The following is a 25,859-nucleotide window of genomic DNA, read 5'->3' on the forward strand; positions in this document are numbered from 1 at the left end:
TAAGTTCGATAGCTAAGCCGCTTAGGCCGTTTGGATTTCCCTCTGAAATGAGAGACCAACAAATCTTCATCAACAGAAATCTGCACTTACAGAAAATAGTCAATATAAAAAAACCACCTTCATGAGGTGGTTTTTTATTGGCTTTTTTCTAACGAGCTTGAGTTGTTAGAAGAAGCTTAAGCAACCTAAGCTACGATCAACACTTTACAGGTGTTAGTGCCGCCGATGGTTTCCATTGCATCGCCTTTGGTCATCAGCACCATATCACCGCTATTCAAATAACCAGCCGCAGTTAATGCTTCTAACGCTTTTTGCGCTAGCTCATCGGCTGGGTGGATAGTTGAATCGAAGTAGATTGGCAACACGCCGCGGTACAAGGCCATTTTGGCTAAGGTTGTTGCGTGACGTGATAAACCCAGGATTGGCAGTGAAGAACTGATACGAGACATCAACTGTGGTGTTGCACCCGATTCAGTCAGAGCGATAATCGCCTTAACGCCTTCTAGGTGGTTTGCTGCATACATAGTTGATAGTGCAATGGTTTCTTCAACTGAAGTGAAACGCACATCTAATCTATGTTTAGACACAATCACACTTGGGTGAGATTCAGCGCCAACACACACGTTTGCCATTGCCTTAACGGTTTCTTCTGGGAAGTCACCGGCAGCAGTTTCAGCAGATAACATCACAGCATCGGTACCATCAAGCACAGCGTTCGCCACGTCCATCACTTCGGCGCGGGTTGGCATTGGGCTTGAAATCATCGATTCCATCATCTGAGTGGCAGTGATGACGACTTTATTCAGTTGGCGTGAACGGGCGATTAACTTCTTCTGCACTGCAACGAGTGCAGCATCACCAATTTCAACACCTAAGTCACCACGGGCAACCATAACAACGTCAGACGCTAAGATCACATCATCCATAGCGGCATCGGTCGCAACGGCTTCAGCACGTTCTACTTTAGCCACGATCAAGGCATTGCAACCGGCTTGACGGGCAAGATCACGGGCGTAATCTAAATCAGCACCACTGCGCGGGAAAGACACGGCTAAATAATCCACTTGGATCATTGCCGCAGTCAAAATGTCAGCTTTGTCTTTTTCGGTTAGCGCAGCAGCAGAAAGTCCGCCGCCTTGCTTGTTAATACCTTTGTTGTTAGATAAAGGGCCCGCCACAGTCACTGTGGTATGCACTTTACGGCCTTCAACACGCTCAACGCGTAATTGAACACGGCCATCATCTAACATCAGGATATCATCAACAGTCACATCGTCTGGCAATTGCTTGTAATCGATACCCACTTGGGTCTCGTCGCCTTCACCTTTGGCTAACTCGGCATCAAGTACATAGGCTTGACCTAATACGAGTTGTACTTTCTTATTGTCTTTGAAAGTAGAAACGCGGATTTTAGGGCCTTGTAAGTCACCAAGAATGGCCACATGAACGCCTAACTCTTTAGCGATTTCGCGCGCTTGAGTTGCTCGTTTTAGATGATCTTCGGGGGAACCGTGGGAGAAATTAAGACGTACAACGTTTGCACCTGCCGCTATGATGCGGCGTAGGTTATCATCACGATCTGTAGCGGGACCTAGAGTGGTGACGATTTTGGTTCTGCGGAACATAAGGATACTCCGTTAAAGTTAAAAAAAATCTTGGGACTATATTACCATGCAATTCCAAATTTTGTAGTAAAGTTACAATCAAATTGATCTAAAGTTATGTATGAAAATTGTGAGGTATCGCTGATATTTGCACGATAAATGGCTAGGTTAAGGATCAACACTAGCCATTTTTAGAAAAGGAAGTGAGTTACAGTATCGGATCTTTATTGATGCGAGACTCTTTTAACACTTCTTTCACTCGTTTCAAATTATCGCGGAAACGTGGGCCTCTACGTAAGGTAAAACCCGTTGCCAATACATCTATAGTGACTAATTGGGCTAAACGCGAGGCCATAGGTAAATACATGTCAGTATCTTCTGGCACTTCCATTGTCACGGGCAGTGTACATTCCATTGACAGAGGCGAGTTGCGGGCGGTAATACCAATCACAGCTGCACCATTTTCTCTCGCTAAACGCGCTATTTCAATCAATGACTTAGTGCGGCCAGTGTGGGAAATCAATACCACCACATCGCCCTCATTACTGTTAATACAGCTCATGCGTTGCATTAGAACATCGTCAAAACAGATGACAGGCACATTAAAGCGGAAGAATTTATTTTGCGCGTCATGGGCAACTGAAGCGGATGCGCCTAGGCCAAAAAAGGAAATAGTCTTAGCTTGAGTGAGAATATCAACGGCTTTATTAATGGCTGAAATGTCTAGGCTTTGACGTGCGGTATCGAGCGAAGCCATTGAAGATTCGAATATTTTTGTCGTGTAAGACTCAGTCGAATCATCTTCTTCAACGTGGCGGCTCACATAAGGTGTACCGTTCGCAAGACTTTGTGCTAGATGTAACTTAAAATCAGGGAAACCTTTAGTATCTAAGCGGCGGCAGAAACGATTCACAGTAGGTTCACTGACATCTGCCATCTTAGCCAGTGTGGCGATGCTAGAATGTATAGCTGTCTGTGGTGATGCTAAGATCACCTCTGCAACTTTGCGTTCTGATTTACTAAAATGGGTGAGGCTTTTTTGAACCTTTTCTAGGGTATTCATACGCGTATGTCCGCTAAATTGAGAATGTAATTTTATTTATTTTTATTTCGTGGGAGCAGATCAAGACTGGCAGCCCACTAATAGACTCTATGTAGTAACTTTTCAGTACAATTTTGAAATAAGACTTTACTACCTTCAGTAATTTAAGCACAAAAAGCATATCAGATTTATGCAGCAAGTGACTAGTTAGCTAGAATGTTAATATTTATAAAAATAGATGCATTTAACAAATTCTGTTGTTATATTACAACAAAAGTGTGGATTTCTTCATCGACATGAAGGGACACGACATACAAAGGAGATCGTAACGCAATGGGCAAAACAACATCAGGCGCCAAAGCTTGTGACTTCGTACTCTTTGGTACTAAAGGCGATTTGGCACGACGCAAGTTGTTACCTTCTTTATACCAGCTAGATAAAGCTGAACTTCTCGATAAAGATACGAAAGTGATCGGTGTCGCGAAAGACGAGTTTACTCAAGATGAGTTTATCGAATTAGTCACGCTTGCATTAAACACCTTCGTGAAAGAGCCTTTGTGCGAAGAGACTCTCCAACGTTTCCTGTCCCGCTGCCACTATATAGGCACTAACTTTACCGATTCAGCGGGCTACAGTGCCTTCCATGATCTGCTCAAACCAGAAGAGCGCGTTATGGTCAGTTACTTTGCTACGCCACCTGCAATATTCGGCGACATTTGCCGTTGTTTGCATGAACAAGATCTTATCCACCCAGATTCACGCGTGGTGCTCGAAAAGCCCATCGGCTCAGATTTAGACTCTTCTCGCGTTATCAATGACCAAGTTTCCGCTTACTTCAAAGAACGTCAGGTTTACCGTATCGACCATTACTTAGGTAAAGAAACCGTACAGAACTTGATTGCACTGCGTTTTGCTAACTCTTTATTTGCCTCTAAGTGGGACAACCGTACGATTGACCACGTCCAGATCACAGTCGCAGAAGAAGTGGGCATCGAAGGCCGTTGGGGTTACTTCGACAAAGCGGGTCAGATGCGTGACATGATCCAAAACCATTTGCTGCAAGTGTTAACGCTCGTTGCCATGGATCCACCCGTTAACTTAGATGCTGACAGCATCCGTGATGAAAAAGTTAAAGTGCTTAAATCACTGCGTCCGATTAATTCAGACAATGTGTATGAAAATACCGTACGCGGTCAGTACAGCGCAGGCTTCTTAAAGGGCAGCCCAGTCCCGGGTTATTTAGAAGAAGAAGGCGCCAACCTTCAATCACACACAGAAACCTTCGTGGCGATCCGCGTGGATATAGACAACTGGCGTTGGGCGGGCGTGCCTTTCTATTTACGTAGCGGTAAACGTATGCCGTTTAAGAGCTCTGAAATTGTGGTGTATTTCAAAAACCCACCGCATAACTTATATCGCTCAAGCTACCGTAATCTGCCACCGAACAAGCTGACGATCCGTCTGCAGCCCCATGAAGGGGTTGAAATCCAGATGATGAACAAAGTGCCAGGTTTGGAGCAAAAACAACGTCTACAAACCACTAAACTCGATTTGAGCTTCTCCGATACCTTTAAAAATGAACGCATCGCCGATGCCTACGAGCGTCTATTACTCGAAGCTATGCTCGGTAATCAAGCGCTGTTCGTGCGCCGCGACGAAGTCGAGCAGGCATGGACTTGGGTGGATGGTATTATCCAATCGTGGGAACAAAGCAACGAAAAACCAAAACCTTATCCTGCGGGTACTTGGGGTCCAGTTGCGTCAGTTGCTTTGATCACCAAAGATGGCCGTTCGTGGGACGAGTAGGAGACTTTGATGATTAAAGAAACCGTATTCAAATCTTTCGATACGCCAAGTGCGTTAGAACAACAGCTTGCGAATAGAATTGCGAGCCAGTTGCAGGAAGCCGTCGATGCCCGCGGAAAAGCGAGCTTAGTCGTTTCCGGTGGTTCGACGCCGCTTAAGTTATTTCAACTATTGAGCATGAAATCCATCGATTGGAGTGATGTTTATATCACGCTTGCCGATGAGCGCTGGGTTGAAGCCGACGCCGATGCTTCTAATGAGCGTCTCGTGCGTGAACATTTATTACAAAACCGTGCGGCGAATGCCAAATTCCGCGGTTTAAAAAACATGTTTTCGACTGCAGAAGCGGGCGCCGATATGGCCGCCGAGTCCTTGTCTAACTTCCCACGTCCTTTTGATGTGGTGGTGTTAGGCATGGGTAACGATGGTCATACCTGCTCTTGGTTTCCCTGCAGTGCTGAGCTTGAAAATGCGCTCACAACCCAAGCCCTGTGTGTGGCGACGAACCCCACCACAGCGCCCCATGGTAGAATTACGCTCTCTAAGAGTGCGATTCTGAACAGCAGACAAATTTATCTGCACTTGGTCGGGGAACAGAAATTATCCGTATATCGTCAAGCGTTAGAAAGTGATGATGTCCATGCTATGCCTATCAGAGCCGTATTAGCGCAGCGTAAAACGCCCGTTGATGTGTTCTGGAGCGCTTAAGGAGTCACTATGCACTCAGTAGAAATACACTCAGTAGTTCAAGCTGTTACCGACAGAATTATTGCCCGTAGCAAAGCGTCACGTGAAGGTTATCTCGCCGCATTGAATGATGCTCGTAACCATGGTGTACACCGTAGCTCATTGAGCTGTGGCAACTTAGCCCATGGTTTTGCCGCCTGTAATCCAGACGACAAAAATGCATTGCGTCAATTGAATAAGGCGAACATCGGCATAGTGACGGCATTTAACGATATGTTATCTGCGCACCAACCCTATGAAAGCTATCCTGAATTGCTTAAAAAAGCCTGTCAGGAAGTCGGCAGTGTTGCACAAGTGGCGGGCGGTGTTCCGGCCATGTGTGACGGTGTGACTCAAGGTCAACCCGGTATGGAATTGAGCTTACTGAGTCGTGAAGTGATTGCGATGGCAACGGCTGTGGGCTTGTCTCACAACATGTTTGATGGCGCTTTACTGCTCGGCATTTGCGATAAAATCGTACCAGGTTTGCTTATCGGCGCCTTAAGCTTTGGTCACTTGCCTATGTTATTCGTGCCTGCTGGGCCGATGAAATCAGGTATCCCGAACAAAGAAAAAGCCCGTATTCGTCAGCAATTTGCCCAAGGTAAAGTGGATCGCGCGCAACTGTTAGAAGCTGAAGCCCAGTCTTACCACAGTGCAGGAACATGTACCTTCTACGGCACTGCAAACTCGAATCAGCTGATGCTTGAAGTGATGGGTCTGCAGTTACCAGGCTCGTCGTTTGTAAATCCTGATGATCCACTGCGCGAAGCCTTAAACAAGATGGCCGCTAAGCAAGTGTGTCGTTTAACCGAAATGGGTACTCAATATACCCCAATCGGTGAAGTGGTCAGCGAAAAGTCTGTGGTTAACGGCATTGTGGCACTTTTGGCTACTGGCGGTTCTACTAACTTGACGATGCACATAGTCGCCGCGGCTCGTGCTGCCGGTATTATTGTGAACTGGGATGATTTTTCTGAATTATCCGATGCTGTACCACTAGTGGCGCGCGTGTATCCAAACGGTCATGCCGATATTAATCACTTCCATGCAGCCGGTGGCATGGCGTACTTAATCAAAGAATTGCTCGATGCGGGTCTATTGCATGAAGATGTGAATACCGTTGCGGGCTTTGGTTTACGCCGTTATACCCAAGAGCCAAGGCTGCTCGACGGTGAACTGCGCTGGGTCGATGGTCCAACGACTAGCTTAGATACTGAAGTGTTAACGTCAGTCGCATCACCTTTCCAAGGCAACGGTGGCTTAAAATTACTCAAAGGTAACTTAGGCCGCGCTGTGATCAAAGTGTCAGCAGTACAAGAACAACATCGTGTCGTTGAAGCGCCCGCAGTGGTGATTGACGATCAAAACAAACTCGATGCCTTGTTCCAAGCCGGTGCTCTGGATAGAGATTGTGTTGTGGTGGTTAAAGGTCAAGGCCCGAAAGCCAACGGTATGCCAGAACTGCACAAGTTAACCCCACTATTGGGAACGCTTCAGGACAAAGGCTTTAAAGTCGCGCTGCTGACCGACGGTCGTATGTCTGGCGCGTCGGGTAAAGTCCCTGCGGCCATTCACTTGACGCCAGAAGCCTTAGATGGCGGTTTAATTGCCAAAGTCCAAGATGGCGACTTGATCCGTGTCGATGCGTTAACAGGCGAACTGAGCCTGCTTGTATCTGAAGCTGAACTTGCCACCAGAGCCGCGGGAATAGTCGATTTACATCGCTCACGTTATGGGATGGGCCGCGAGTTATTTAGTGCGCTACGTTCAAATCTAAGTAGTCCAGAAACTGGTGCGCGTTGTACTAATGCCATCGATGAACTTTATTAATACAAAGGAAGAATAACGCAATGCTTGAGAATAACTGGTCACTACAGCCACAAGATATTTTTAAACGCAGCCCTATTGTTCCTGTTATGGTGATTAACAAGATTGAACATGCGGTGCCATTAGCGCGAGCACTGGTTGCCGGCGGCATTAGCGTGTTAGAAGTGACTTTGCGTACGCCTTGTGCACTCGAAGCTATCACTAAAATCGCTAAAGAAGTGCCTGAGGCCTTAGTGGGCGCAGGGACTATCCTAAACGAAGCTCAGCTTGATCTTGCGATTGCCGCGGGTGCGCAGTTTATTATTACCCCAGGGGCAACGGTTGAACTGCTCAAAGCGGGTATGCATGGTCCAATCCCTTTAATTCCAGGGGTTGCGAGCATTTCAGAAGTGATGACGGGGATGGCGCTCGGTTACACCCACTTTAAATTCTTCCCAGCCGAAGCTTCGGGTGGTGTTGATGCGCTGAAAGCCTTCTCGGGTCCGCTAGCGGATATTCGCTTCTGCCCAACAGGTGGCATTACGCCAAGCAGCTATAAAGATTATTTAGCGCTGAAAAACGTGGATTGTATTGGTGGTAGTTGGATTGCGCCAACGGATGCAATGGAACACGGCGATTGGGATCGTATCACTCAACTTTGTAAAGATGCCATTGGCGCTTTATAAATCGAGTTTGAAATAGTGACAAAATAAAAAACCACCGCGAGGTGGTTTTTTGTCTTTTATCTTTAGCCTTTGATAAAGAATGTCTGCGATAGCCGACGCTATAGAAAGTCTAGCTTTTATAGAAACTCGTACATTTACAAACGGTCTGGCTTTATAGCAAGTCGGGCCGCGCAATGTCTGTTTACCTACATTTCCTTGCTCAGTTCCACATTTGAGCCGGCTTTTGGGCTAAATAGCTGTTGATACAGTCTGCCTGCAAACTCATCTGTCATCCCCGAAATATAGTCCGCCAACACTCTGTGACTGTTTAAACCTTGTTGCTCACTTTCGCGCCAGCGCTCTTGGGTGTTCAGTGGCAGTAAACGCTCGGGATCGGAAGCGAAGGCTTCGAATAAGCCCATCACAATCTGCTGGCCTTTATATTCGAGCATTTGGATTTCGGGTTTACGAATAACGTATTTATAAACCAGTTGCTTGAGCACATTGAGCGCAATGGCAAATTCTGGCTCTAACGTCGCATTAAAGCGCAATAATGGCTCTTCGAACACGTCATCTTCTGAGATAACAATAGCGGTGACAAAGCCATTAACGAGTGTGCCTATGGCATCTTTACGCAGGTGATGCTCATGGGAAAACAGCTTGTTGCCAATATCTGCCAGCTCTTGTTTTATCCACGCATCACTGCTGTTCGTCAGTGTCGGCGCCACATCTTGATGCCACTGGGACGCTGTGACTATGCCCATCACAATCGCATCTTCGAGATCGTGCACCGCATAGGCAATATCATCTGCCAGTTCCATAATTGAGCAATCGAAGGATTTAAACTGGGTTCGCAGATGCGGATAGTGGTGCAGGGCGGGGTGTGAACCTTGCTGAGTCGATGTAAAACGACGGCTATCTGCCTCAGATAAAGGCTCAAGCACCCAAGCGAAGATGTCGTTATCATCGTCGAAAATGCCCTTAACCGGCGGCCATTGTGACGGTTTTAACTGTCTGTGGTTGGTTATTTCACTATGCTCGCCCGCGACAAATAGCTTCGAGTGCGGCGCTGGGTATTTTAAAATCCCGAGCATGGTACGCCGACATAAGTTCATCCCAAAATCTAAGGTGTAGGGCTCAAGTTTCGATAAAATACGAAAAGTTTGGCCATTGCCTTCAAAGCCGCCGTGGTCGCGCATCATGTAATTCAATGCGACTTCACCGCCATGGCCGAAGGGAGGATGACCAATATCGTGGGCTAAACATAAGGACTCTAATAAGCTCATAGAGCAAAGCAGCTGCTTATGTTGTGGATATTTGCGTCTGAGCTGCGCGGCTATGCCAGTGCCAATTTGCGAGACTTCGAGTGAGTGGGTTAATCGGGTGCGATAGAAGTCATTCATGCCAACACCGAGCACTTGGGTCTTGGCCTGAAGGCGGCGAAAGGCGGCCGAGTGGAGAATACGCGCCCTGTCTCTTTGGTAGGGGCTGCGGTGATCAAAGCGCCGTTGTTTATCTTCACCATGACGGCGTTCTTGCCAAACACTTGAAGTCATATGCATTCCTAGCGAGAGTGGAAAATCAAAGCATCTTGTTAATTTCGTCTAAATTCAAAGTGAAACTGGGTACAAAGCAGTTCATAAAATACTGTACTGCGGGATCAGGATTCGTCGACAGCATGTCTTCGAGACGCTTACGGGCGGTATTGAATTCACTGTTGCCCGCGCGGTTTTCCTCAAGGCATTTAAGATAGGCACACAGAGTATCTGCGGATTTCACTATGGTCTTGTAAACGGGATCGGCGTAATCGCTGATGAACAGACTGCGATAATCCTCTTTAAATTCCTCAGGTACCATATCTAACATGCGCTGCTCGGCAATCGCCTCAATCTTTTTATACTCGGCTTCAATTTCTTTATTGAAGTATTTTACCGGCGTCGGTAAGTCACCCGTGAGAATTTCACTGGCATCGTGAAAAATCGCCAGACTAGTGGCTTGATGGGGGCAGAGCGTTGTGCCGAACTTTTTATTACTGATGATCACCAGTGCATGGGCCACCATGGCAACTTGCAGCGAGTGTTCTTGAACATTTTCAGTGCGAACGTTGTACATCAAAGGCCAGCGTTGGATAAGTTTCATGCGAGCTAAATGCGCAAATAAATGACTCATAGTTTTCCTGCTAAAGAGTGAAATCGGTAGGCGACAAGCTGCAATGGAAGACATGAAACGAGTGAATAGGCAGTATTGACGCTAGTGAAGTCTTAGATTATCACAGCCTTGGATGACACGTGAGCATGAGCGTAGAGGATTTAAAGAAATAGCTAAAAATAAAGCGACCACTAGGATCGCTTTATGACTCAAACTGTTAACTGAGGATAGACTTACTGCCGATAGTTTTCGAGGAAGGCGCCAAACTCGGTAAATGCTTTTTTCAGATCTTCTTTATAGGGCAAGAAAACCACTCGCAAATGGTCAGGCTCAGGCCAGTTAAAGGCCGTGCCGTGCACTAACAGAATTTTCTTTTCTCTGAGTAAATCCAGCACTAAACGCTCATCATCCCTTAGGTTGAATTTCTTCATATCCAGTTTCGGGAAGGCATAGAGTGCGCCCTTGGGTTTTTTAACGCTCACACCTGGAATTTGGTTAAGTAATTCGTAACAGGCATCCCTTTGGACTGTGAGGCGGCCATTAGGCAAAATAAGCTCGTTAATACTCTGATAACCGCCGAGCGCGGTTTGAATCGCATGTTGATTGGGCACGTTTGCACAGAGGCGCATCGAGGACAGCATTTCTAAGCCTTCGATGTAACTTTTAGCAGCCTTAAGATTGCCAGATAACATCATCCAACCAATACGAAATCCTGCTGCACGATAAGCCTTTGATAAACCGTTAAAAGTAACAGTTAAAATATCGTCTGATAGACCCGCAGCAGGAATATGCTTGGCTTCGTCGTATAAAATTTTATCGTAAATTTCATCGGCAAAAAGGATCAGATCATGTTGACGACACAGTTCAACCACTTGCAGCAGTAATTCTCTGCTGTATACAGCTCCGGTTGGGTTGTTCGGGTTAATCAGCACTATGCCGCGGGTACGTGATGAAATTTTACTTTTAATGTCGTTGAGATCGGGGAACCAGTCCGCTTCTTCATCACAGCGATAATGCACAGCCTTGCCGCCCGCGAGATTCGCCGCTGCTGTCCACAGGGGATAGTCTGGTGAGGGGATTAAGATCTCATCATCGGTATTTAGCAGGCCTTGCATTGCCATCATAATGAGTTCTGAAACGCCGTTACCTATATAGATATCTTCGATATCGACACCAAAAATCCCTTGGGCTTGATAATGCTGCACTATGGCCTTACGGGCAGAGAATAATCCTTTTGACTCACAGTAGCCTTGGGCACTGGGTAAATTGAGGATCACATCGCGCACAATTTCTTCAGGCGCTTCGAAACCGAAGGGGGCCGGATTGCCAATGTTGAGTTTGAGGATTCGATGCCCCTCGTCTTCTAAACGTCTGGCTTCCTTGTGCACTGGGCCGCGGATGTCATAGCAAACGGTATCCAGCTTGTTGGATTTGATGATAGGGCGCATTTACACCTCGGAACATGCATAAAGTTTTGGCTTAAGTTAGCGCACCATAACGAAATTTCATTGTAGATGAAAGGGGGGATAAGCACAGAATTGCGCTTTTTTTATAAATACCCCTCAGTTAAATATGCTTTAACAGTCGATTAAAGAAATATGCACAAGTTTTATGTTCTGATATTTGTATGATTTTAAGATTGTTTATCTGTTGGGTTGGTAGAGGAATCTTGTTTATGTTTTTTCATTTCGAAAGATGAAAATGCGTTTTCATTAGCTGACTCATATTTGATTTTTCTATATTAGCCATATTAATCGTAACAGAAGAAAATGTATTTTAGCTGATACTTAATGGTTGATTTTTAATCACAGATTTTTGATAAGGTAAACTTATGCAAGCGGCATTTTATCTTGTGATAATTAGGCATATTTATTGAATGCTTATTAAGCTAAGAAGATCATAAATGTTTAAGTTACAATGGCGTTAAAAGTCTTTTAGATTATGCGGTTATGTAAAATTGTCTCACGGGAATTCAATTTATTTTCTATCAAGTTAAATTTATAGTTGACTCAATATTCGATGCGCTTTATTTTCTGCGCGATGTTTTTGGCAAGGCACCTTAGATAGCAAGCAATTCGCGGGTTTTATCTTCAGGGTTAGTCATCATGAAGCAGCTGTGTTGACGTTCTGAATCGTGTTGATTTCAGACGTTATTCTAAAACCATTTGCCTTTTAGGCGATTTATTTAGAGGACCTAAGTGCATGTCTGAACCGACAGCGTTAAGTCTCATTCCACCTTTGGTGGTATTGGTGTTAGCTATTTGGTTACGCCGTCCTATTTTATCTTTGATCATAGGTGCGGTAACCGGTTTCCTGTTACTCGATCCCAGTCAAGTCTTAAACAATTTTGCTAGTGTGTCATTGAAGGTTATGGCCGATGAAACCATAGGTTGGTTGATTCTGGTGTGTGGTGGTTTTGGCGCGCTCATCGCACTTTTAGTACGAACTGGCGGCGCATTAGCGTTTGGCCGCAATGCACTTAAATTGGCGAAAGGACCTAAATCTTCCCTATTAATGACATTTATCCTTGGGATCGTGATTTTTATCGATGACTATCTCAATGCGTTGACCGTGGGTGAAACCATGAAGCGTGTAACGGATAAATTTAAAGTGTCCCGTGAAATGCTCGCCTATGTCGTAGACTCCACCGCCGCGCCCGTGTGCGTGTTAGTGCCATTATCGACTTGGGCGGTATTTTTTGGTGGATTACTGGTGGATAACGGTGTGGCAGCCGAAGGTCAAGGCATTGCAGTTTACATGCAAGCCATTCCTTATATGCTTTATGCTTGGTTAGCTGTGGCTATGGTGCTACTTGTCGCATTAGGTATTGTGCCCGCCATTGGTCCAATGAAGACTGCGCAGCTGCGCGCTGCCCAAGGTGAACCCGCTGAAGCGCAAGTGGATTTCGACCAAGTTCAAACTTCGGATGAATATGCGGTTAAAGCCATAGAAGAGGAATTTAAGCACGCCGATAATCAGGGCAAACTGCATAACTTTTTAGTGCCTATTGGTTTGTTAGTTGCCTTTACCGTGTACTTTGATATCGACGTGTGGAAAGGCTTGCTGGCGACCTTAGTTATCACGATTCCTTATTATGCAGTGCAGCGTTTGATGCCATTTTCAGAGATGATGGACCAAATGATCGATGGCTTTAAAAGCATGCTACCAGCAATTAGCACTGTGATTGCGGCGTTTGTGTTTAAGGATGTGTGCGATCAGTTATTACTGCCGCAGTATGTCATTGAATCATTAAGCCCATTTATGACACCTAAATTGCTACCTGCGGTAGTGTTCTTATCTATGGCTATACTCGCATTTGCCACAGGTTCGAGCTGGGGTATATTTGCCGTGACGATTCCTATCGTGATGCCATTAGCGCAAGCGGTAGGGGCGGACATCCCATTAGTCATTGGGGCCTTATTGTCTGCATCATCATTTGGTAGCCAAGCGTGCTTCTACTCAGATTCAACCGTATTGGCCGCCCAAGGCTCAGGTTGTAACTTAGTGAGCCATGCTGTGACTCAGTTACCTTATGCACTTATCGCAGCAGTAATAGCATTTATCGGCTTTATTGTGATTGCATAACTTCTGTCACGATTAATATAAAAAAACCAGCTACGGCTGGTTTTTTTATGTCTGCCGTAATGGGGTTAGGCGGCTAGAATGAGTAAAAGGTGAGTAAAGAGTGATGAGGCTTGAACTAGAATAAACACGATTACACTGCTAAATGAAGATTTTCAACTGATGTCAAATTATATTTTACGGAATTGTCATTTATATTTTACATATTTCATCGTCGCCATGTAGCTTTTCAAATCAAAGCCTGATTATACTTTGCATCCTTCAGGGTATTATTTTCAACATTAGTGGCAAACGAATCAAATGGACTCAACTCTTCTTACTGCGTTTTTCGAGCACGGCACAATACGTGATGTCGAATGTTTATTCCCTGATATTTCAGGCTATCCAAGGGGAAAGCTTATGCCAGCCCGAAGTTTTGCTCAGGGTGCTGAATTACGTATTGCCCAAGCGATTTCGATGCAAGCGATTACCGGTGAGTATTCCTACGATCCTGTTTTCCCTGATGCTGATCCTGATCTTTTACTCGTCCCCAATTACAGCACTCTCAAGATGATCCCATGGAGCACAGTGCCGCGCGCATTTGCCATCCATGACTGCGTATTACTGGATGGTAATTTATGTCCATTTGCGCCGCGCTCTATGTTAAAAAATGTGTTGGCCCGTTACCAAGCCTTGGGGTTAACGCCCGTGGTGGCCCCTGAGATTGAGTTTTATCTTACGGAGGCGAATACCGATCCGAGTGTGCCGTATCAGGCGCCCATTTCAAAAAGTGGCCGAGCTGAAAATGGTCAATCCGCGTTTAGCATGAATATGCTCAATGAACTCGCGCCATTTTGGGATGAGTTTAATGCCGCTATCGATGCGATTGGGATTAAAGGTGATACTTGGATCCATGAGATGGGGCTATCGCAATATGAAATTAACTTAGTGCATGGCGATCCGCTGGCTCTTGCAGATCAAGCCTTTATGTTTAAATACGCCGCGAAAGAAATCGCCATAAAACATGGCTTGAATGCGATTTTTATGGCGAAACCCATAGCGGGTCAACCCGGCAGTTCTATGCATTTACATCAAAGTGTCGTCGATGATAAAGGTAATAATATTTTCAGCCATGCAGATGGTAGCGACACTGACCGTTTTCACCACTATATCGGCGGATTACAAAAGTATCTACCTGATTTAATGTTGTTATTTGCACCCAATATCAATTCATTTAGACGTTACATTTCCGGCAGTCAAGCGCCGATTAATTTAAGTTGGGGCGTTGATAATCGCACCACGGGCCTACGTGTGCCATTAAGTGCTCCGGTGGCGAGACGGGTAGAAAACCGTATTGCGGGCGCCGATGCCAATCCGTATTTGATGATTGCCGCATCTTTGGCTGCGGGCCTTGCCGGAATGGAAGAAAAATTATCGCCAAGTGCACCAGAAACCGGGAGCGCCTACGATAGCAGCCATGACCTAGCGCAGACATTTTTAGCTGCGTTAACGCAAATGCGCCAAAGTGATTCGGCACGACGCTTACTCGGGGACGATTTTGTCACTGGCTTTGTATCGGTGAAGGAAATTGAATTCCAAAGTTATTTGAGTGAGATAGGGGCTTGGGAGCGACGTTTCTTAGGGCCGCAATGCTAACGCTTTTATGAATAAGGGAATTATTACTTATTAAAGTTTTAACCCCTTCAATGACTCAAGAGTCTTAAAAATGAGTGACTAAAAAATAGCGACAAAAAAGCCAGTGCAAGCACTGGCTTTTCTTCGTCTGGAAACGAGAAGGGCGATTAAACGCGCTTCTTGAATTCACCAGTACGAGTGTCGATTTCAATTTTGTCGCCTACTTTCACGAAGTCAGCAACACTCACTGTGCCACCGCCAGTGATAGTCGCTGGCTTCATCACTTTACCTGAAGTGTCGCCACGAGCTGAAGGCTCAGTGTAGATCACTTCACGTACGATAGTGGTTGGCATTTCAACAGAGATAGCTTTGCCATCATAGAAAGTCACTTGGCAAGTTTCTTCCATACCGTCAACGATATAAGCCGCTGCATCACCTAGGTTTTCAGCTTCTACGTCGTATTGGTTGTATTCTGCATCCATGAATACAAACATAGGATCTGCAAAGTAAGAATATGTGCAGTCAAGACGATCTAAGATGATGTCTTCTAACTTATCTTCACCTTTGAAAGTCGTTTCAGTACCAGAGTTAAGCAGTAAGTTTTTCAACTTTAACTTAACGATAGCAGCGTTACGGCCAGAACGAGTTGTTTCAGTTTTCTGCACAACCCATGGGCTGCCATCTAACATGATCACGTTACCAGGACGGATTTCATGAGCAGTTTTCATTACACTATTTCCTATGTTTAGATTTTTCTGTTTTCGCGCAGTATCTTAGCTGTTTTTAACGAACTGAACTAGTCGAGTAGCGAGATCTGCAGCATTTAATGCATTAATTGGCCATTGTTTAGCATGGTGATGCAACAAGGGCAAATTAACAGGATTAAGGTTTTGCCAGTGAAGGCTCACGGCTGATTGCTGTGCTTGGTTGAACGCGAGATTCAATTCAGACCAATAACAAGCAATTTTAGGTGGCAGATTATCGCAGTAAAGTTTGAGAAAAGCTTCTAATTTTACGAGGTGATAATCATCTTCTTGGGGATAAATGTGCCAAATGAAGGGTTTTGCGGCCCATTGGGCACGTAAAAAGGAATCTTCACCGCGCACGATATTAAAATCACTGCTCCAGAGCAGGCGATCAAACCCCTGTTGGTCAGTCATAGGTAAAATGTGCAGGGTTAAATTGCCATGATTTACCTGTTGACCCGGCACTAGAGCGGCAATTTCACAGGGCAGTAAATGCGTCAGACTGTTTAAGCTGCGACCCTTGGGGATTAGCGCATGAATTTTCTCGGCCGATTGCTGCCATAACTCGCATAACGCCGGCAGTGCCTCGGTTTCATAGCTAAAGATGCTAATCACAGTATCTTGAGCCTCAATCCCCTTAAGACCTAGCTGACTAAAAAGCTGTAATTTGTTAGCTGAGTTAGCTTGCCAAGCATCGCGCTCGGCAAACAAATCTTGCTCGCAAATGAGTCCACCCGTTTTGGCGCTAAAACCGGGAAAGTAGAAATACTTCTTCAAACCATTGGCTTGTAACGATGGCAGACCATGGCAGCCTTCAACCCAATCCTCTGCGCTTAAATACTCTAAATTCAGCCAAACAGGTACAGATTTTGGGGCGTTCTGATGTAAATAAGCCAGCTGCGCTTTTACCTGTTCGGGGAGTTCACAGGCAAAGGCTTCGATGAGCACAGCTCCTGCGACAAACGCTACAGGCAAAGGCTCTTTCCAATGAATAATATTCACACCATTGAAGGTTTGAGTGGCTTTTAGTGGATCGAGTGTCGGTAAGATATGGGAGAAGCTTGCGAGGTCGTCGACCCACAAATTAACTGGAATGTGGTACTCATTAGCCATTTGTTTGGCTAAACGCCAAGTGACGCCAATATCGCCATAGTTATCGACGACGGTACAAAAGATATCCCAATGGGTGGAGCTGGGTGTGTTGGTCATGAGTGTGGTATGTCGTTATTCTTAGTCAGAAATATATGCATAAAAAAAGCGGCGTTAAGCCGCTTTAATCAAATGGTTAACAGAATTAATCTTCTAATTCAGCTAAACACATTTCTTCGTAAATTTGCTTAACCCAAGCATCAACACGTTCTTCAGTCAGCTCTGGTTGGCGATCTTCATCGATACCTAAACCAATAAAGTGGTCGTCATCGACTTGACCTTTAGAGGCTTCAAAATTGTAGCTTGCAGTTGGCCAATGGCCGATGATAATACCACCACGGGCCTGAACAATATCGCCAACCATGCCCATGGCATCGAGGAAGTACTCAGCGTAGTCTTCTTGATCACCACAACCAAAAATAGCGACAAGTTTGTCAGTAAAATCAATTTGCTCTAATTCAGGGAAGAAATCATCCCAGTCACATTGCGCTTCACCGTAATACCAGGTCGGGATGCCGAACAGCAGCAAGTCATACTCTGCAATCTGTTCTTTGGTACTTTTGGCGATATCTTTCACCTCAACCATTTTTTTACCCAGTTTTTTCTGGATCATCTTGGCTACAGCTTCGGTGTTACCTGTGTCGCTACCGAAAAAAAGACCTACAGTTGCCATTGTCTATCCTTTAATGTCTAGTTCACTTATTAGGTTAATCTTGCTGGTACTCGTTCAGCACTCAACTTGTTGCTGAAGAATTAATTCGATTAACTGGCTACGGCTGATGTTACTGGCCAATGCCTGCTCATTCAAGGCGTCATACAAATCTTGTGACACCTTTAACTCTATTCGCTTTAATCCGTTGGCTTTATCGCGCTGGATTTGATTGCGTTTGTTGACCTTAAGCTGTTGGCTACGGGACAAAGGATTGCTACGTGGTCGGCCCCGGCGCTTTTCGTTGGCAAAAAGGTCAATAGTGGTTCTGTCTGTCGCTTCTTTTGCCATGTTCTTATTGTTAACCGATCCCTGAGCCTTCCCAAGTGATCTGGATAATACCTTTTACAATAAACCCGGCGCAGCCGAGAAATAACACTAACCAAACAATAAATCGACCAAATTTTGGCACGTTACCTTGTTTAAGCACATCGTGGATGGCCATGCCGATAAAGAAAAATATCGAGGCAAAAAACAGGTTCAGGCCGATGGTTTCAATTTGTTCCATGTACTGAGATAACATACTTTCTTAGTCCTTGAGAGTGTTCTAAGGCCAAAAGAGGCGCGAATATATCACAACAAGATGGCGGCTGCCATATGCTTTCGGTCGAGTTTGCTGCTGATTTACATTGAGTGTTTGTCAATAAATTCAGACACGATCCGGTTAAAAATGGCGGGTTTTTGCGCATGCAACCAATGACCACATCCTTCAAGTGTTTTTGCCTGTGCCGCGGGGAATTGCGCCATGATAGCGCTTCTGTGCTCGCTAGTGACATAATTTGAGTCGCCGCCGCGAATAAACAGACTTGGTCCAGCATAGCTTTGTACTGGATTTAGTGTCTGATTTTGCCAGCCAATAATATTAGGATAACAAGCCTTTAGGCCACTTAAGTTCATTTTCCAACGAAAGCCAGTATCCGTGCGTTGTAGATTTTTGAGTAAAAATTGTGCCGTTGCTTCGTCAATACCATTGTCAATTAAGTGGTTTAGGGCAAAGCGTCTGTCGGTATGGCCTTCTAAGGGCAGACTTTCTAATGCCGCAAACACTGTATCGTGTCTTGGCTCATAGGCGACAGGGGCGATATCGGCTGCCACCATGCTGATAATGCGCTCTGGAAAGGCTAACGCCGTCGCCATGGCGATTTTACCGCCCATGGAGTGACCCACAATATGGGCGCGTTCAATAGCCAGTTCGTCGAGCAAGCTGATCATTGCAGTGGCGAGGCGAGGGTAGTCCATTTGATCCCAATGCTCACTTAAACCATGATTGGGCACATCGACACGAATAACTTGATACTGATTTTCTAATACTTGCCCTAGACCTTTGAGGTTATCTAGATTACCGAACAAGCCGTGGATCAAGAGCACTGCGGGTCCTTGGCCTGTGGAAACAAAGTTCATGGTGATTCCTGTTGGAGATTTTTAGCTTAGCGTGACGCGAATTGTGCCCTTAATGCCGTTGGCTTGACAAGTCAGTTGCCATTTCTATAGTGGGGGCGGCCAGTAACTTGTGTGCTTTTTCGGCAATTGTCGATTAACTGCTAGTTTGCTGTGCTATTTCCCGCACTTTTAGAATAATGGCGCTTTATCAGATTGATAGAGATAGATACACTGGTAACAGATCGCAATGATCTGCCCCGATCGCTGTGGTACACTTTTTTCGGTTAAGCCTGTCGAATAACAAAGGATAATTAAGGTTATGAAATATATCGAAGTAGATGAAGAGCTCTATCGTCATATTGCCAGCAAAACAGAACGAATTGGTGAGAGCGCCTCTGACATTCTTCGTCGATTACTCGGCCTGTCCGTCGATGCGGTCGAACAACCCCAGCCTTTGGCGATTAGCCAACCGAGCCTTGAAGCTGAACCTATTCAGCCCATCGCGGCGCAAACAGTGCCAGCAGTGAATGATTTTAGTCGCTTAGTCGATGAACATCAGTTATCGCAGCAAAAAGGCGCAGTAGGTCGTTTTCTGTTTTTGCTCGAAAGTTTGTATCAATTAGCCCCAGAGCAATTCTCACAAATTTTGCAGATCCAAGGGCGCGATCGTTTGTATTTTGCTCGCTCTAAGGAGGAACTGCTCGAAGCGAGTGCTTCGGCTAACCCAAAAGAAATTGGTGCAAGTGGTTTCTGGGTAACGAGTAACAACAATACCGCCAAGAAACGCACTATTTTATCGGAAGTTTTAGTGCAATTTGGTTGTGATGCGACAGTAGCTGCGGGCATCGCCGAGCGCGTTTAATCCGCGGGTGAGCCTGGTTAGTACGACATTTTTCTACTTTTTCTAATTGTAATTGAGTGCAGGAGAGCCATAGGTGGCAATACATCAAAGGGCAGGACAAATCGCTAATCAGACGGATCTGGTCAATATTCCAAAACTGATGAGCCATTATTACAGCATCACGCCAAATATGGATGACGTACAACAACGCGTCACCTTTGGCACTTCTGGGCACAGAGGCTGCGCTTTCAATGGCAGTTTTAACCAACAACACATTTGGGCGATTACCCAAGCTGTGGTTGACTACCGTCAATCGGCAAATATCGATGGGCCGCTGATCCTTGGGATTGACACCCATGCGTTATCCTATGCGGCCTATTTGTCGGCAATTGAAGTGCTTGCGGCAAATAAAGTCACAGTGAAAATCCAACAGAACGATGGATTTACGCCTACGCCAGTGGTTTCCCATGGGGTGATTTGCGCCAATCGCGAAGCCAATATTACGGGTGCGGCATTGTCCGATGGTTTGATCATTACGCCTTCCCACAATCCGCCTCAAGATGGTGGGATTAAATACAATCCACCCCATGGTGGACCGGCCGAAGGTAATATCACCGCTTGGATTGAATCGCGGGCCAATGATTACTTGCGCCAAGCGTTAGCTGGCGTGCAAAAATTAGTGTATGCCGAAGCGCTGGCATCAGGCTATGTCAACGCCATTGATTTGATCACGCCTTATGTGGCTGATTTAGAAAATGTTATCGACATGCAGGCGATTGCCAACGCTAAGCTGCGTATCGGCGTTGACCCGCTCGGTGGTTCAGGGATTTTCTATTGGGCACCGATTGCCGCGCGTTATGGGCTCGATATCACGTTAGTTAATGATAAGGTTGATCCAAGCTTTAGCTTTATGCCGCTGGATAAAGACGGCAAAATCCGCATGGATTGCTCATCTCCCTACGCGATGGCCGGGTTACTCGCCCATAAAGAATCCTTTGATTTATGCCTTGGTAATGATCCCGATTATGACCGTCACGGCATCGTTTGCCCTGGTACGGGTTTGATGGATCCGAATCATTATCTTGCGGTCGCTATTGATTATTTACTGACACACAGACCAGATTGGAGCGATACCTTAGCCATAGGTAAAACCTTAGTATCGAGTGCGCTTATCGATAAAATCTGTGCTTTCCACGGCAAAAAGTTACTCGAAGTGCCTGTGGGCTTTAAGTGGTTTGTCGACGGTTTAGCCGAAGCCACAATCGCCTTTGGCGGTGAAGAGAGTGCTGGCGCGGCATTTTTACGCCGTGATGGCAGCACATGGTGCACAGATAAAGACGGCTTCATTTTAGGATTACTTGCCGCAGAAATTCTTGCGGTGACAGGTAAAACCCCAGGTCAGCGTCACCAAGAGTTAGTAAAACAATTTGGCCAAAGTTTCTATAAGCGTATCGATAGCCCAATCAGTCTTGAAAACAAAGCCAAGTTTGCTTTGCTCAATGCCGATACCTTAAATGCCACTGTGCTTGCAGGTGAGACAATCGAAAACGTGTTAACCCATGCGCCAGGCAATAATGCGGCGATTGGCGGCATCAAAGTTACCACCGCTAATGGGTGGTTTGCGGCGCGTCCATCGGGCACTGAAGCGTTATTTAAAATCTACGGCGAAAGTTTTATCAGTGAGCAACATTTGGCTGAGATCATCAAAGATGCGCAGGCATTAATTGATAAGGCGCTAAACGCTTAATGCAGTAGTAGGTTTAGCTAACGTCTCAAAATAAAAAACGCACTCAGATTTGAGTGCGTTTTTGTTTGTGTCTAATTCAGCTGTGAGTAGTTGATCTAATACTGATTTGACCGTATTTAGTACTCGATATGACAACTCGGTAAGTTATTCTTATCGATGTAATTTTGATGATATTCCTCAGCCACATGGAACTGTTGAAGTGGCACTATTTCAGTGACGATATGGCGTAATCCCCAACGGCCCGAGCGGGCAAAAGCTAACTTTGAGGCTTCGGCGGCCGCTTTTTGCTCACGGTCGTGGAAGAAAATGGTGCTGCGATATTGAGTGCCAATATCTCCGCCTTGCATGTTCAGACTCGTAGGATTATGGTTTTTCCAAAATACATCGAGCAAGTCTTCATAACTGACAAGGGCGGGATCGAATTCCACTTGTACCACTTCGGCATGGCCCGTTTTGCCTTTTTTGACTTCTTCATAGCTCGTCGCCGCATTATTGCCGCCCATATAGCCGCAGGTGGCATTCGATACGCCGTTCACTTGTCTAAAAAAATACTCTACGCCCCAGAAACAGCCGGCACCAAAGGTTGCTAACGCCATAATTAAACCCAATAGAAGTCTAGATGGCTAAGGATTGTGATGAAACTTGAGTGCAAAAGCAAGCCTCAAGCTGGAATATTTATCATGGGAAATTCTTAGGGAATGTCCTAAGAATTTAACAATCAGCTTAGTTGAATGTCATTCCGCTTAAAACTGGGTCTTACGGCAATAAATGTCTGAGAACAGCACTAAAAACATGTGTTAGTATTGAAGCCGTTTTTTAGGTGCGAGTGAGACTAACCGCGGTGAGATAAATGCTTAAGTGGTTATTACTGCCTGTACTTATGCTATTGCGCCAATACTGTTACACATCATTATAAGGAGAATTCTGTGTTACAAGCTCTGTTAGATTCAAAGGATTTTTTAGCGCTCACCTTAGCCCACCCTAAACAGTTCGATGGCGAATTTTCATTTAACTTAGGCGATCATACTCAAGTGGAAGTGTGGGATACCGGTGTTATTGTTTTCGAACCAGTAAAGAATGAAGGAAAAGATATTGTGCTTTCCTGCGGTGTTCACGGTAACGAGACCGCGCCTATTGAACTCTGCAATAGCTTAATTAAACAACTTCTACAGCAAAAGATCATCGCAAAGCAGCGCACTTTATTTCTCATTGGTAACCCATTAGCGATTAATAACGGCACGCGGATTATTGACGAAAACATGAATCGTCTCTTTAGTGGTGAGCATTCCAATCCACCAGGGTTAGTGAACCCTGAGCGAGTTCGCGCGAAAAAACTCGAAGCCTATGTCGATCGTTTTTATACTGCGGTTGCCGATGGACGTCAGCGCATCCATTATGATCTGCACACGGCGATGCGCGCCTCGAAGCATGAAAAGTTCGCTATCTATCCCTATCGTCCTGGGCGCGCCTTTAGCGGCGAGCAAATTATGTTTTTAGCCGCAAGCGGCGTCGATACAGTACTTTTCCACCATGAACCGACCACGACCTTCAGCTATTTTTCCTCTGAACGCTACGGTGCCGATGCCTTTACCATTGAGCTTGGCAAAGTGTATCCCATGGGGCAGAACGACATGACGCGTTTTATCGCCACCCATGAAATGTTCATGCGCTTGATCACCGCTAAGCCGTTGGCGCTGGATGCATTTGATGCCGATAAGGTTAACTTGTACCAAGTGTGCCGCGTCATCAATAAACATTTCGATGATTTTGAATTTACCTTCGCAACTGATGTCGAAAACTTCAGATCTTTCCCGAAGGGCTTTGTTTTAGCGCGGGAAGGTGGGCAAGAAATTAAAGTGGAACATGAGTTTGAGTCTGTCGTGTTCCCTAATGCCAAAGTGCCTATTGGTAATCGCACTGTGATTTGCCTGATCCCTGCGGTGAATGCGGACGTGCGTTAGGCTTGTAAAGCAATATATACATGCGTGGCAGGGATAACTTGTGGTTTGAGCTATGCCAATGGTTGATAGGTAGTTTACGTTAACGTAATGTTCGTCGGGCATATTCGTATAAACAGACGCATCAAAACGCTTTGATGCGTAATGAGATAACAAGAGCACAATATGAGCAAAGCAACACTCAACACTGATACAGTGCACCGTGTCGGCTTCTTGGATAAGGCATCGCTACACATTCCTATCCTTCGAATTCTACAAGCCGACGGCACCACTTATGAAACCGCGGTTTTGCCTGTGATAGATGAAACCTTAGCCACTAAAATTTACGATACCTGTGTATTCACTCGGGTACTTGATGAACGTATGCTTGGCGCCCAGCGTCAAGGACGCATCAGTTTCTACATGACCTGTACGGGTGAAGAGGCGGCGATTGTTGGCAGTGTGGCCGCACTCGATCAAGAAGATGTGATCCTTGCACAATATCGTGAGCATGCGGCGCTGCGTTATCGCGGCTTTACCACTGAACAGTTTATGAATCAGATGTTCAGTAACGAGAAAGATCTTGGTAAAGGTCGCCAAATGCCAATCCATTACGGCAGTGCGGCATTGCATTATCAAACGATTTCGTCACCGTTAGCCACGCAAATCCCGCAGGCGACTGGTGTGGGCTACAGCTTAAAAATGCAAGGTAAGCGCAAAGTCGCGGTTTGTTATTTTGGCGAAGGCGCTGCATCGGAAGGGGATTTTCATGCTGGCCTAAACATGGCCGCGGTACTGAAATGCCCAGTGATTTTCTTCTGTCGTAACAATGGCTACGCCATTTCTACCCCCACTGAAGAGCAGTTTGCTGGAAACGGTATTGCCAGCCGTGGTGTCGGTTATGGCATGCACACCATTCGTGTTGATGGTAATGACATGTTGGCCGTGTTAGCCGCAACTCAGCAAGCCCGCGCCTATGCGATTGAGCATAATGCGCCTGTGCTGATTGAAGCCATGACTTACCGTCTCGGCGCACACTCTTCTTCAGACGATCCCTCAGGTTATCGCTCGAAAGATGAAGAAGCCAAGTGGCAGCAACACGATCCGGTTAAACGCTTCAAATTATGGCTTATCAACAAAGGTTGGTTGGCTGAAGCGGATGATGTGAAACTGCATGAAAAATATCGTGAAGAAGTATTGGCTGCGGTAAAAGTGGCTGAAAAAATTCCTGTGCCTATGCTGGATGAAATTATTGAAGATGTGTACGACAAGCCGACGCCAGTGCTGAAAAAGCAACTTGCCGATCTTAAAGAACATATCAAGAAATATCCGCAAGCCTATCCAAAAAGTGCAGGGAGACTATAAGCCGTGGCTGAAATGAATATGTTACAGGCCGTCAATGAGGCCTTGTCGATTGCCATGCAAGCCGATGAACGCATGGTGGTTTTTGGTGAAGATGTGGGCCACTTTGGCGGGGTATTTCGCGCCACCTCCGGTCTTCAAGAAAAATTCGGTCGCGCTCGCTGCTTTAATACGCCGCTGACAGAGCAAGGTATTGCCGGTTTTGCCAATGGTTTAGCCTCAAATGGCATGACCGCCGTGGCTGAAATTCAATTCGCCGATTATATCTTTCCGGCGTTTGATCAAATCGTTAACGAGTCGGCTAAGTTCCGTTACCGTAGCGGTAATGAGTTCGATGTCGGTGGATTAGTGTTCCGTACGCCCTATGGCGGCGGTATCGCGGGCGGACATTATCACTCGCAATCACCTGAAGCCTATTTTACCCAGACGCCGGGGTTAAAAGTGGTGGTGCCACGCAACCCTGAGCAAGCCAAAGGATTGCTGTTGGCGTCAATCCGTGACAAAAATCCGGTGATCTTCTTTGAGCCTAAGCGTTTATATCGTGCATCGGTTGGCGAAGTGCCCGCGGGCGATTATGAAATTGAACTGGGTAAGGCTGAAGTGGTTCGCGAAGGTAAAGACATCACCTTAGTGGCGTGGGGCGCGCAAATGGAAATTCTTGAAAAAGCCGCCGACATGGCCGCTAAAGAAGGGATCTCCTGTGAAGTTATCGATTTACGCACCTTGTCACCCTGGGATATCGATACCGTTGCCGATTCAGTCAAAAAGACCGGACGTCTACTGGTCAATCATGAAGCGCCATTAACGGGTGGTTTTGCCGGTGAAATTGCCGCGACGATTCAGCAAGAATGCTTCTTGTATCTAGAGTCGCCCATCAGCCGCGTTTGTGGTTTAGATACCCCGTACCCACTCATTCATGAAAAAGAATACATGCCAGATGCATTCAAAACGTTTGAAGCCATCAAAGCATCAGTGACCTTCTAGGAGTCCGG

23 protein-coding genes are annotated in these 25,859 nt (G+C 45.8%); 11 read left to right on the forward strand and 12 right to left on the reverse strand.

Annotated elements, in window-relative coordinates; all coding sequences use genetic code 11:
• Window positions 1–185 precede the first annotated feature (185 nt).
• Both pyk and L5L91_RS10230 read right to left on the reverse strand, forming a co-directional pair.
• A complete protein-coding gene (gene pyk / locus L5L91_RS10225) occupies window positions 186–1,625 on the reverse strand; it encodes a pyruvate kinase (RefSeq protein WP_263236379.1) in 1,440 nt (479 codons plus the stop codon).
• Between the two features lie 187 nt (window positions 1,626–1,812).
• Entirely contained in the window at window positions 1,813–2,667 is an 855-nt protein-coding gene (locus tag L5L91_RS10230; RefSeq protein ID WP_006081563.1) for a MurR/RpiR family transcriptional regulator, read from the reverse strand.
• 312 nt (window positions 2,668–2,979) lie between these two features.
• Here L5L91_RS10230 and zwf point away from each other — a divergent pair, with 312 nt between their 5' ends.
• From zwf to L5L91_RS10250, 4 genes are read left to right on the forward strand one after another with little or no spacing between them, the layout of a single operon-like run.
• Window positions 2,980–4,452: a glucose-6-phosphate dehydrogenase gene (gene zwf / locus L5L91_RS10235; protein ID WP_028759998.1), complete on the forward strand. Its 1,473-nt coding sequence runs from the start codon at window positions 2,980–2,982 to the stop codon at window positions 4,450–4,452.
• A gap of 9 nt (window positions 4,453–4,461) precedes the next feature.
• The gene (pgl, locus tag L5L91_RS10240; RefSeq protein ID WP_105252460.1) at window positions 4,462–5,160 is read left to right on the forward strand and encodes a 6-phosphogluconolactonase; all 699 of its coding nucleotides are present in this window, start codon (window positions 4,462–4,464) and stop codon (window positions 5,158–5,160) included.
• Window positions 5,161–5,184: 24 nt separating this feature from the next.
• Window positions 5,185–7,011, forward strand: coding sequence for a phosphogluconate dehydratase (gene edd, locus L5L91_RS10245; RefSeq protein WP_028759996.1), 1,827 nt, complete (start codon window positions 5,185–5,187; stop codon window positions 7,009–7,011).
• Window positions 7,012–7,031: 20 nt separating this feature from the next.
• Window positions 7,032–7,673: a bifunctional 4-hydroxy-2-oxoglutarate aldolase/2-dehydro-3-deoxy-phosphogluconate aldolase gene (locus tag L5L91_RS10250; RefSeq protein WP_028759995.1), complete on the forward strand. Its 642-nt coding sequence runs from the start codon at window positions 7,032–7,034 to the stop codon at window positions 7,671–7,673.
• Window positions 7,674–7,858: 185 nt separating this feature from the next.
• On the opposite strand, the gene L5L91_RS10255 is transcribed toward L5L91_RS10250, so the two are convergent.
• The 3 genes from L5L91_RS10255 to L5L91_RS10265 all read right to left on the reverse strand — a co-directional run bounded on the left by L5L91_RS10255 (window position 7,859) and on the right by L5L91_RS10265 (window position 11,248).
• On the reverse strand, window positions 7,859–9,208 hold the full coding sequence (locus L5L91_RS10255; protein WP_168825240.1) for an anti-phage deoxyguanosine triphosphatase: 1,350 nt from the start codon (window positions 9,206–9,208) through the stop codon (window positions 7,859–7,861).
• Between the two features lie 25 nt (window positions 9,209–9,233).
• Window positions 9,234–9,821 carry a 5'-deoxynucleotidase gene (gene yfbR / locus L5L91_RS10260; protein ID WP_263236381.1) on the reverse strand — a complete coding sequence of 196 codons (588 nt, stop codon included), beginning with the start codon at window positions 9,819–9,821 and terminating at the stop codon, window positions 9,234–9,236.
• Window positions 9,822–10,033: 212 nt separating this feature from the next.
• Complete coding sequence (locus L5L91_RS10265) at window positions 10,034–11,248, reverse strand: pyridoxal phosphate-dependent aminotransferase (RefSeq protein WP_263236382.1); 1,215 nt, start codon at window positions 11,246–11,248, stop codon at window positions 10,034–10,036.
• A gap of 754 nt (window positions 11,249–12,002) precedes the next feature.
• On the opposite strand from L5L91_RS10265, the gene L5L91_RS10270 reads away from it, so the two are divergent.
• Window positions 12,003–13,385, forward strand: coding sequence for a Na+/H+ antiporter NhaC family protein (locus L5L91_RS10270; protein ID WP_113939692.1), 1,383 nt, complete (start codon window positions 12,003–12,005; stop codon window positions 13,383–13,385).
• 297 nt (window positions 13,386–13,682) lie between these two features.
• Entirely contained in the window at window positions 13,683–15,017 is a 1,335-nt protein-coding gene (locus L5L91_RS10275) for a glutamine synthetase family protein (protein ID WP_317630173.1), read from the forward strand.
• Between the two features lie 146 nt (window positions 15,018–15,163).
• On the opposite strand, the gene efp is transcribed toward L5L91_RS10275, so the two are convergent.
• From efp to L5L91_RS10305, 6 genes are all read right to left on the reverse strand, one after another.
• Window positions 15,164–15,724 (reverse strand): elongation factor P, encoded by a 561-nt coding sequence (gene efp / locus L5L91_RS10280; protein ID WP_105252465.1) that lies wholly within the window; start codon window positions 15,722–15,724, stop codon window positions 15,164–15,166.
• A gap of 45 nt (window positions 15,725–15,769) precedes the next feature.
• Window positions 15,770–16,951 (reverse strand): elongation factor P maturation arginine rhamnosyltransferase EarP, encoded by a 1,182-nt coding sequence (gene earP, locus L5L91_RS10285; RefSeq protein WP_263236387.1) that lies wholly within the window; start codon window positions 16,949–16,951, stop codon window positions 15,770–15,772.
• Window positions 16,952–17,036: 85 nt separating this feature from the next.
• Window positions 17,037–17,564 carry a flavodoxin FldA gene (fldA, locus tag L5L91_RS10290; RefSeq protein ID WP_006081576.1) on the reverse strand — a complete coding sequence of 176 codons (528 nt, stop codon included), beginning with the start codon at window positions 17,562–17,564 and terminating at the stop codon, window positions 17,037–17,039.
• Window positions 17,565–17,618: 54 nt separating this feature from the next.
• Window positions 17,619–17,891 (reverse strand): LexA regulated protein, encoded by a 273-nt coding sequence (gene ybfE / locus L5L91_RS10295; protein ID WP_006081577.1) that lies wholly within the window; start codon window positions 17,889–17,891, stop codon window positions 17,619–17,621.
• Between the two features lie 10 nt (window positions 17,892–17,901).
• The gene (locus L5L91_RS10300; RefSeq protein ID WP_006081578.1) at window positions 17,902–18,123 is read right to left on the reverse strand and encodes a DUF2788 domain-containing protein; all 222 of its coding nucleotides are present in this window, start codon (window positions 18,121–18,123) and stop codon (window positions 17,902–17,904) included.
• A 101-nt stretch (window positions 18,124–18,224) separates the two neighbouring features.
• Entirely contained in the window at window positions 18,225–19,001 is a 777-nt protein-coding gene (locus L5L91_RS10305) for an alpha/beta fold hydrolase (RefSeq protein ID WP_263236390.1), read from the reverse strand.
• Window positions 19,002–19,299: 298 nt separating this feature from the next.
• On the opposite strand from L5L91_RS10305, the gene seqA reads away from it, so the two are divergent.
• Together seqA and pgm are read left to right on the forward strand one after the other, a co-directional pair.
• Window positions 19,300–19,842, forward strand: a complete 543-nt coding sequence (gene seqA, locus L5L91_RS10310) for a replication initiation negative regulator SeqA (protein WP_263236392.1) — start codon at window positions 19,300–19,302, stop codon at window positions 19,840–19,842.
• A 73-nt stretch (window positions 19,843–19,915) separates the two neighbouring features.
• A complete protein-coding gene (gene pgm / locus L5L91_RS10315; protein ID WP_263236394.1) occupies window positions 19,916–21,568 on the forward strand; it encodes a phosphoglucomutase (alpha-D-glucose-1,6-bisphosphate-dependent) in 1,653 nt (550 codons plus the stop codon).
• A gap of 116 nt (window positions 21,569–21,684) precedes the next feature.
• Here pgm and msrA read toward each other — a convergent pair whose 3' ends face one another.
• Window positions 21,685–22,164, reverse strand: a complete 480-nt coding sequence (msrA, locus tag L5L91_RS10320; protein WP_105252470.1) for a peptide-methionine (S)-S-oxide reductase MsrA — start codon at window positions 22,162–22,164, stop codon at window positions 21,685–21,687.
• A gap of 330 nt (window positions 22,165–22,494) precedes the next feature.
• On the opposite strand from msrA, the gene astE reads away from it, so the two are divergent.
• The 3 genes from astE to L5L91_RS10335 all read left to right on the forward strand — a co-directional run bounded on the left by astE (window position 22,495) and on the right by L5L91_RS10335 (window position 25,851).
• Window positions 22,495–23,529, forward strand: a complete 1,035-nt coding sequence (gene astE, locus L5L91_RS10325) for a succinylglutamate desuccinylase (RefSeq protein ID WP_263236397.1) — start codon at window positions 22,495–22,497, stop codon at window positions 23,527–23,529.
• 162 nt (window positions 23,530–23,691) lie between these two features.
• Window positions 23,692–24,870, forward strand: a complete 1,179-nt coding sequence (locus tag L5L91_RS10330) for a thiamine pyrophosphate-dependent dehydrogenase E1 component subunit alpha (RefSeq protein ID WP_006081586.1) — start codon at window positions 23,692–23,694, stop codon at window positions 24,868–24,870.
• A 3-nt stretch (window positions 24,871–24,873) separates the two neighbouring features.
• A complete protein-coding gene (locus tag L5L91_RS10335) occupies window positions 24,874–25,851 on the forward strand; it encodes an alpha-ketoacid dehydrogenase subunit beta (RefSeq protein WP_028759982.1) in 978 nt (325 codons plus the stop codon).
• Window positions 25,852–25,859 lie beyond the last annotated feature (8 nt).

Source organism: Shewanella sp. SM55 (assembly GCF_025654025.1).
Lineage (GTDB): Bacteria > Pseudomonadota > Gammaproteobacteria > Enterobacterales > Shewanellaceae > Shewanella > Shewanella oncorhynchi.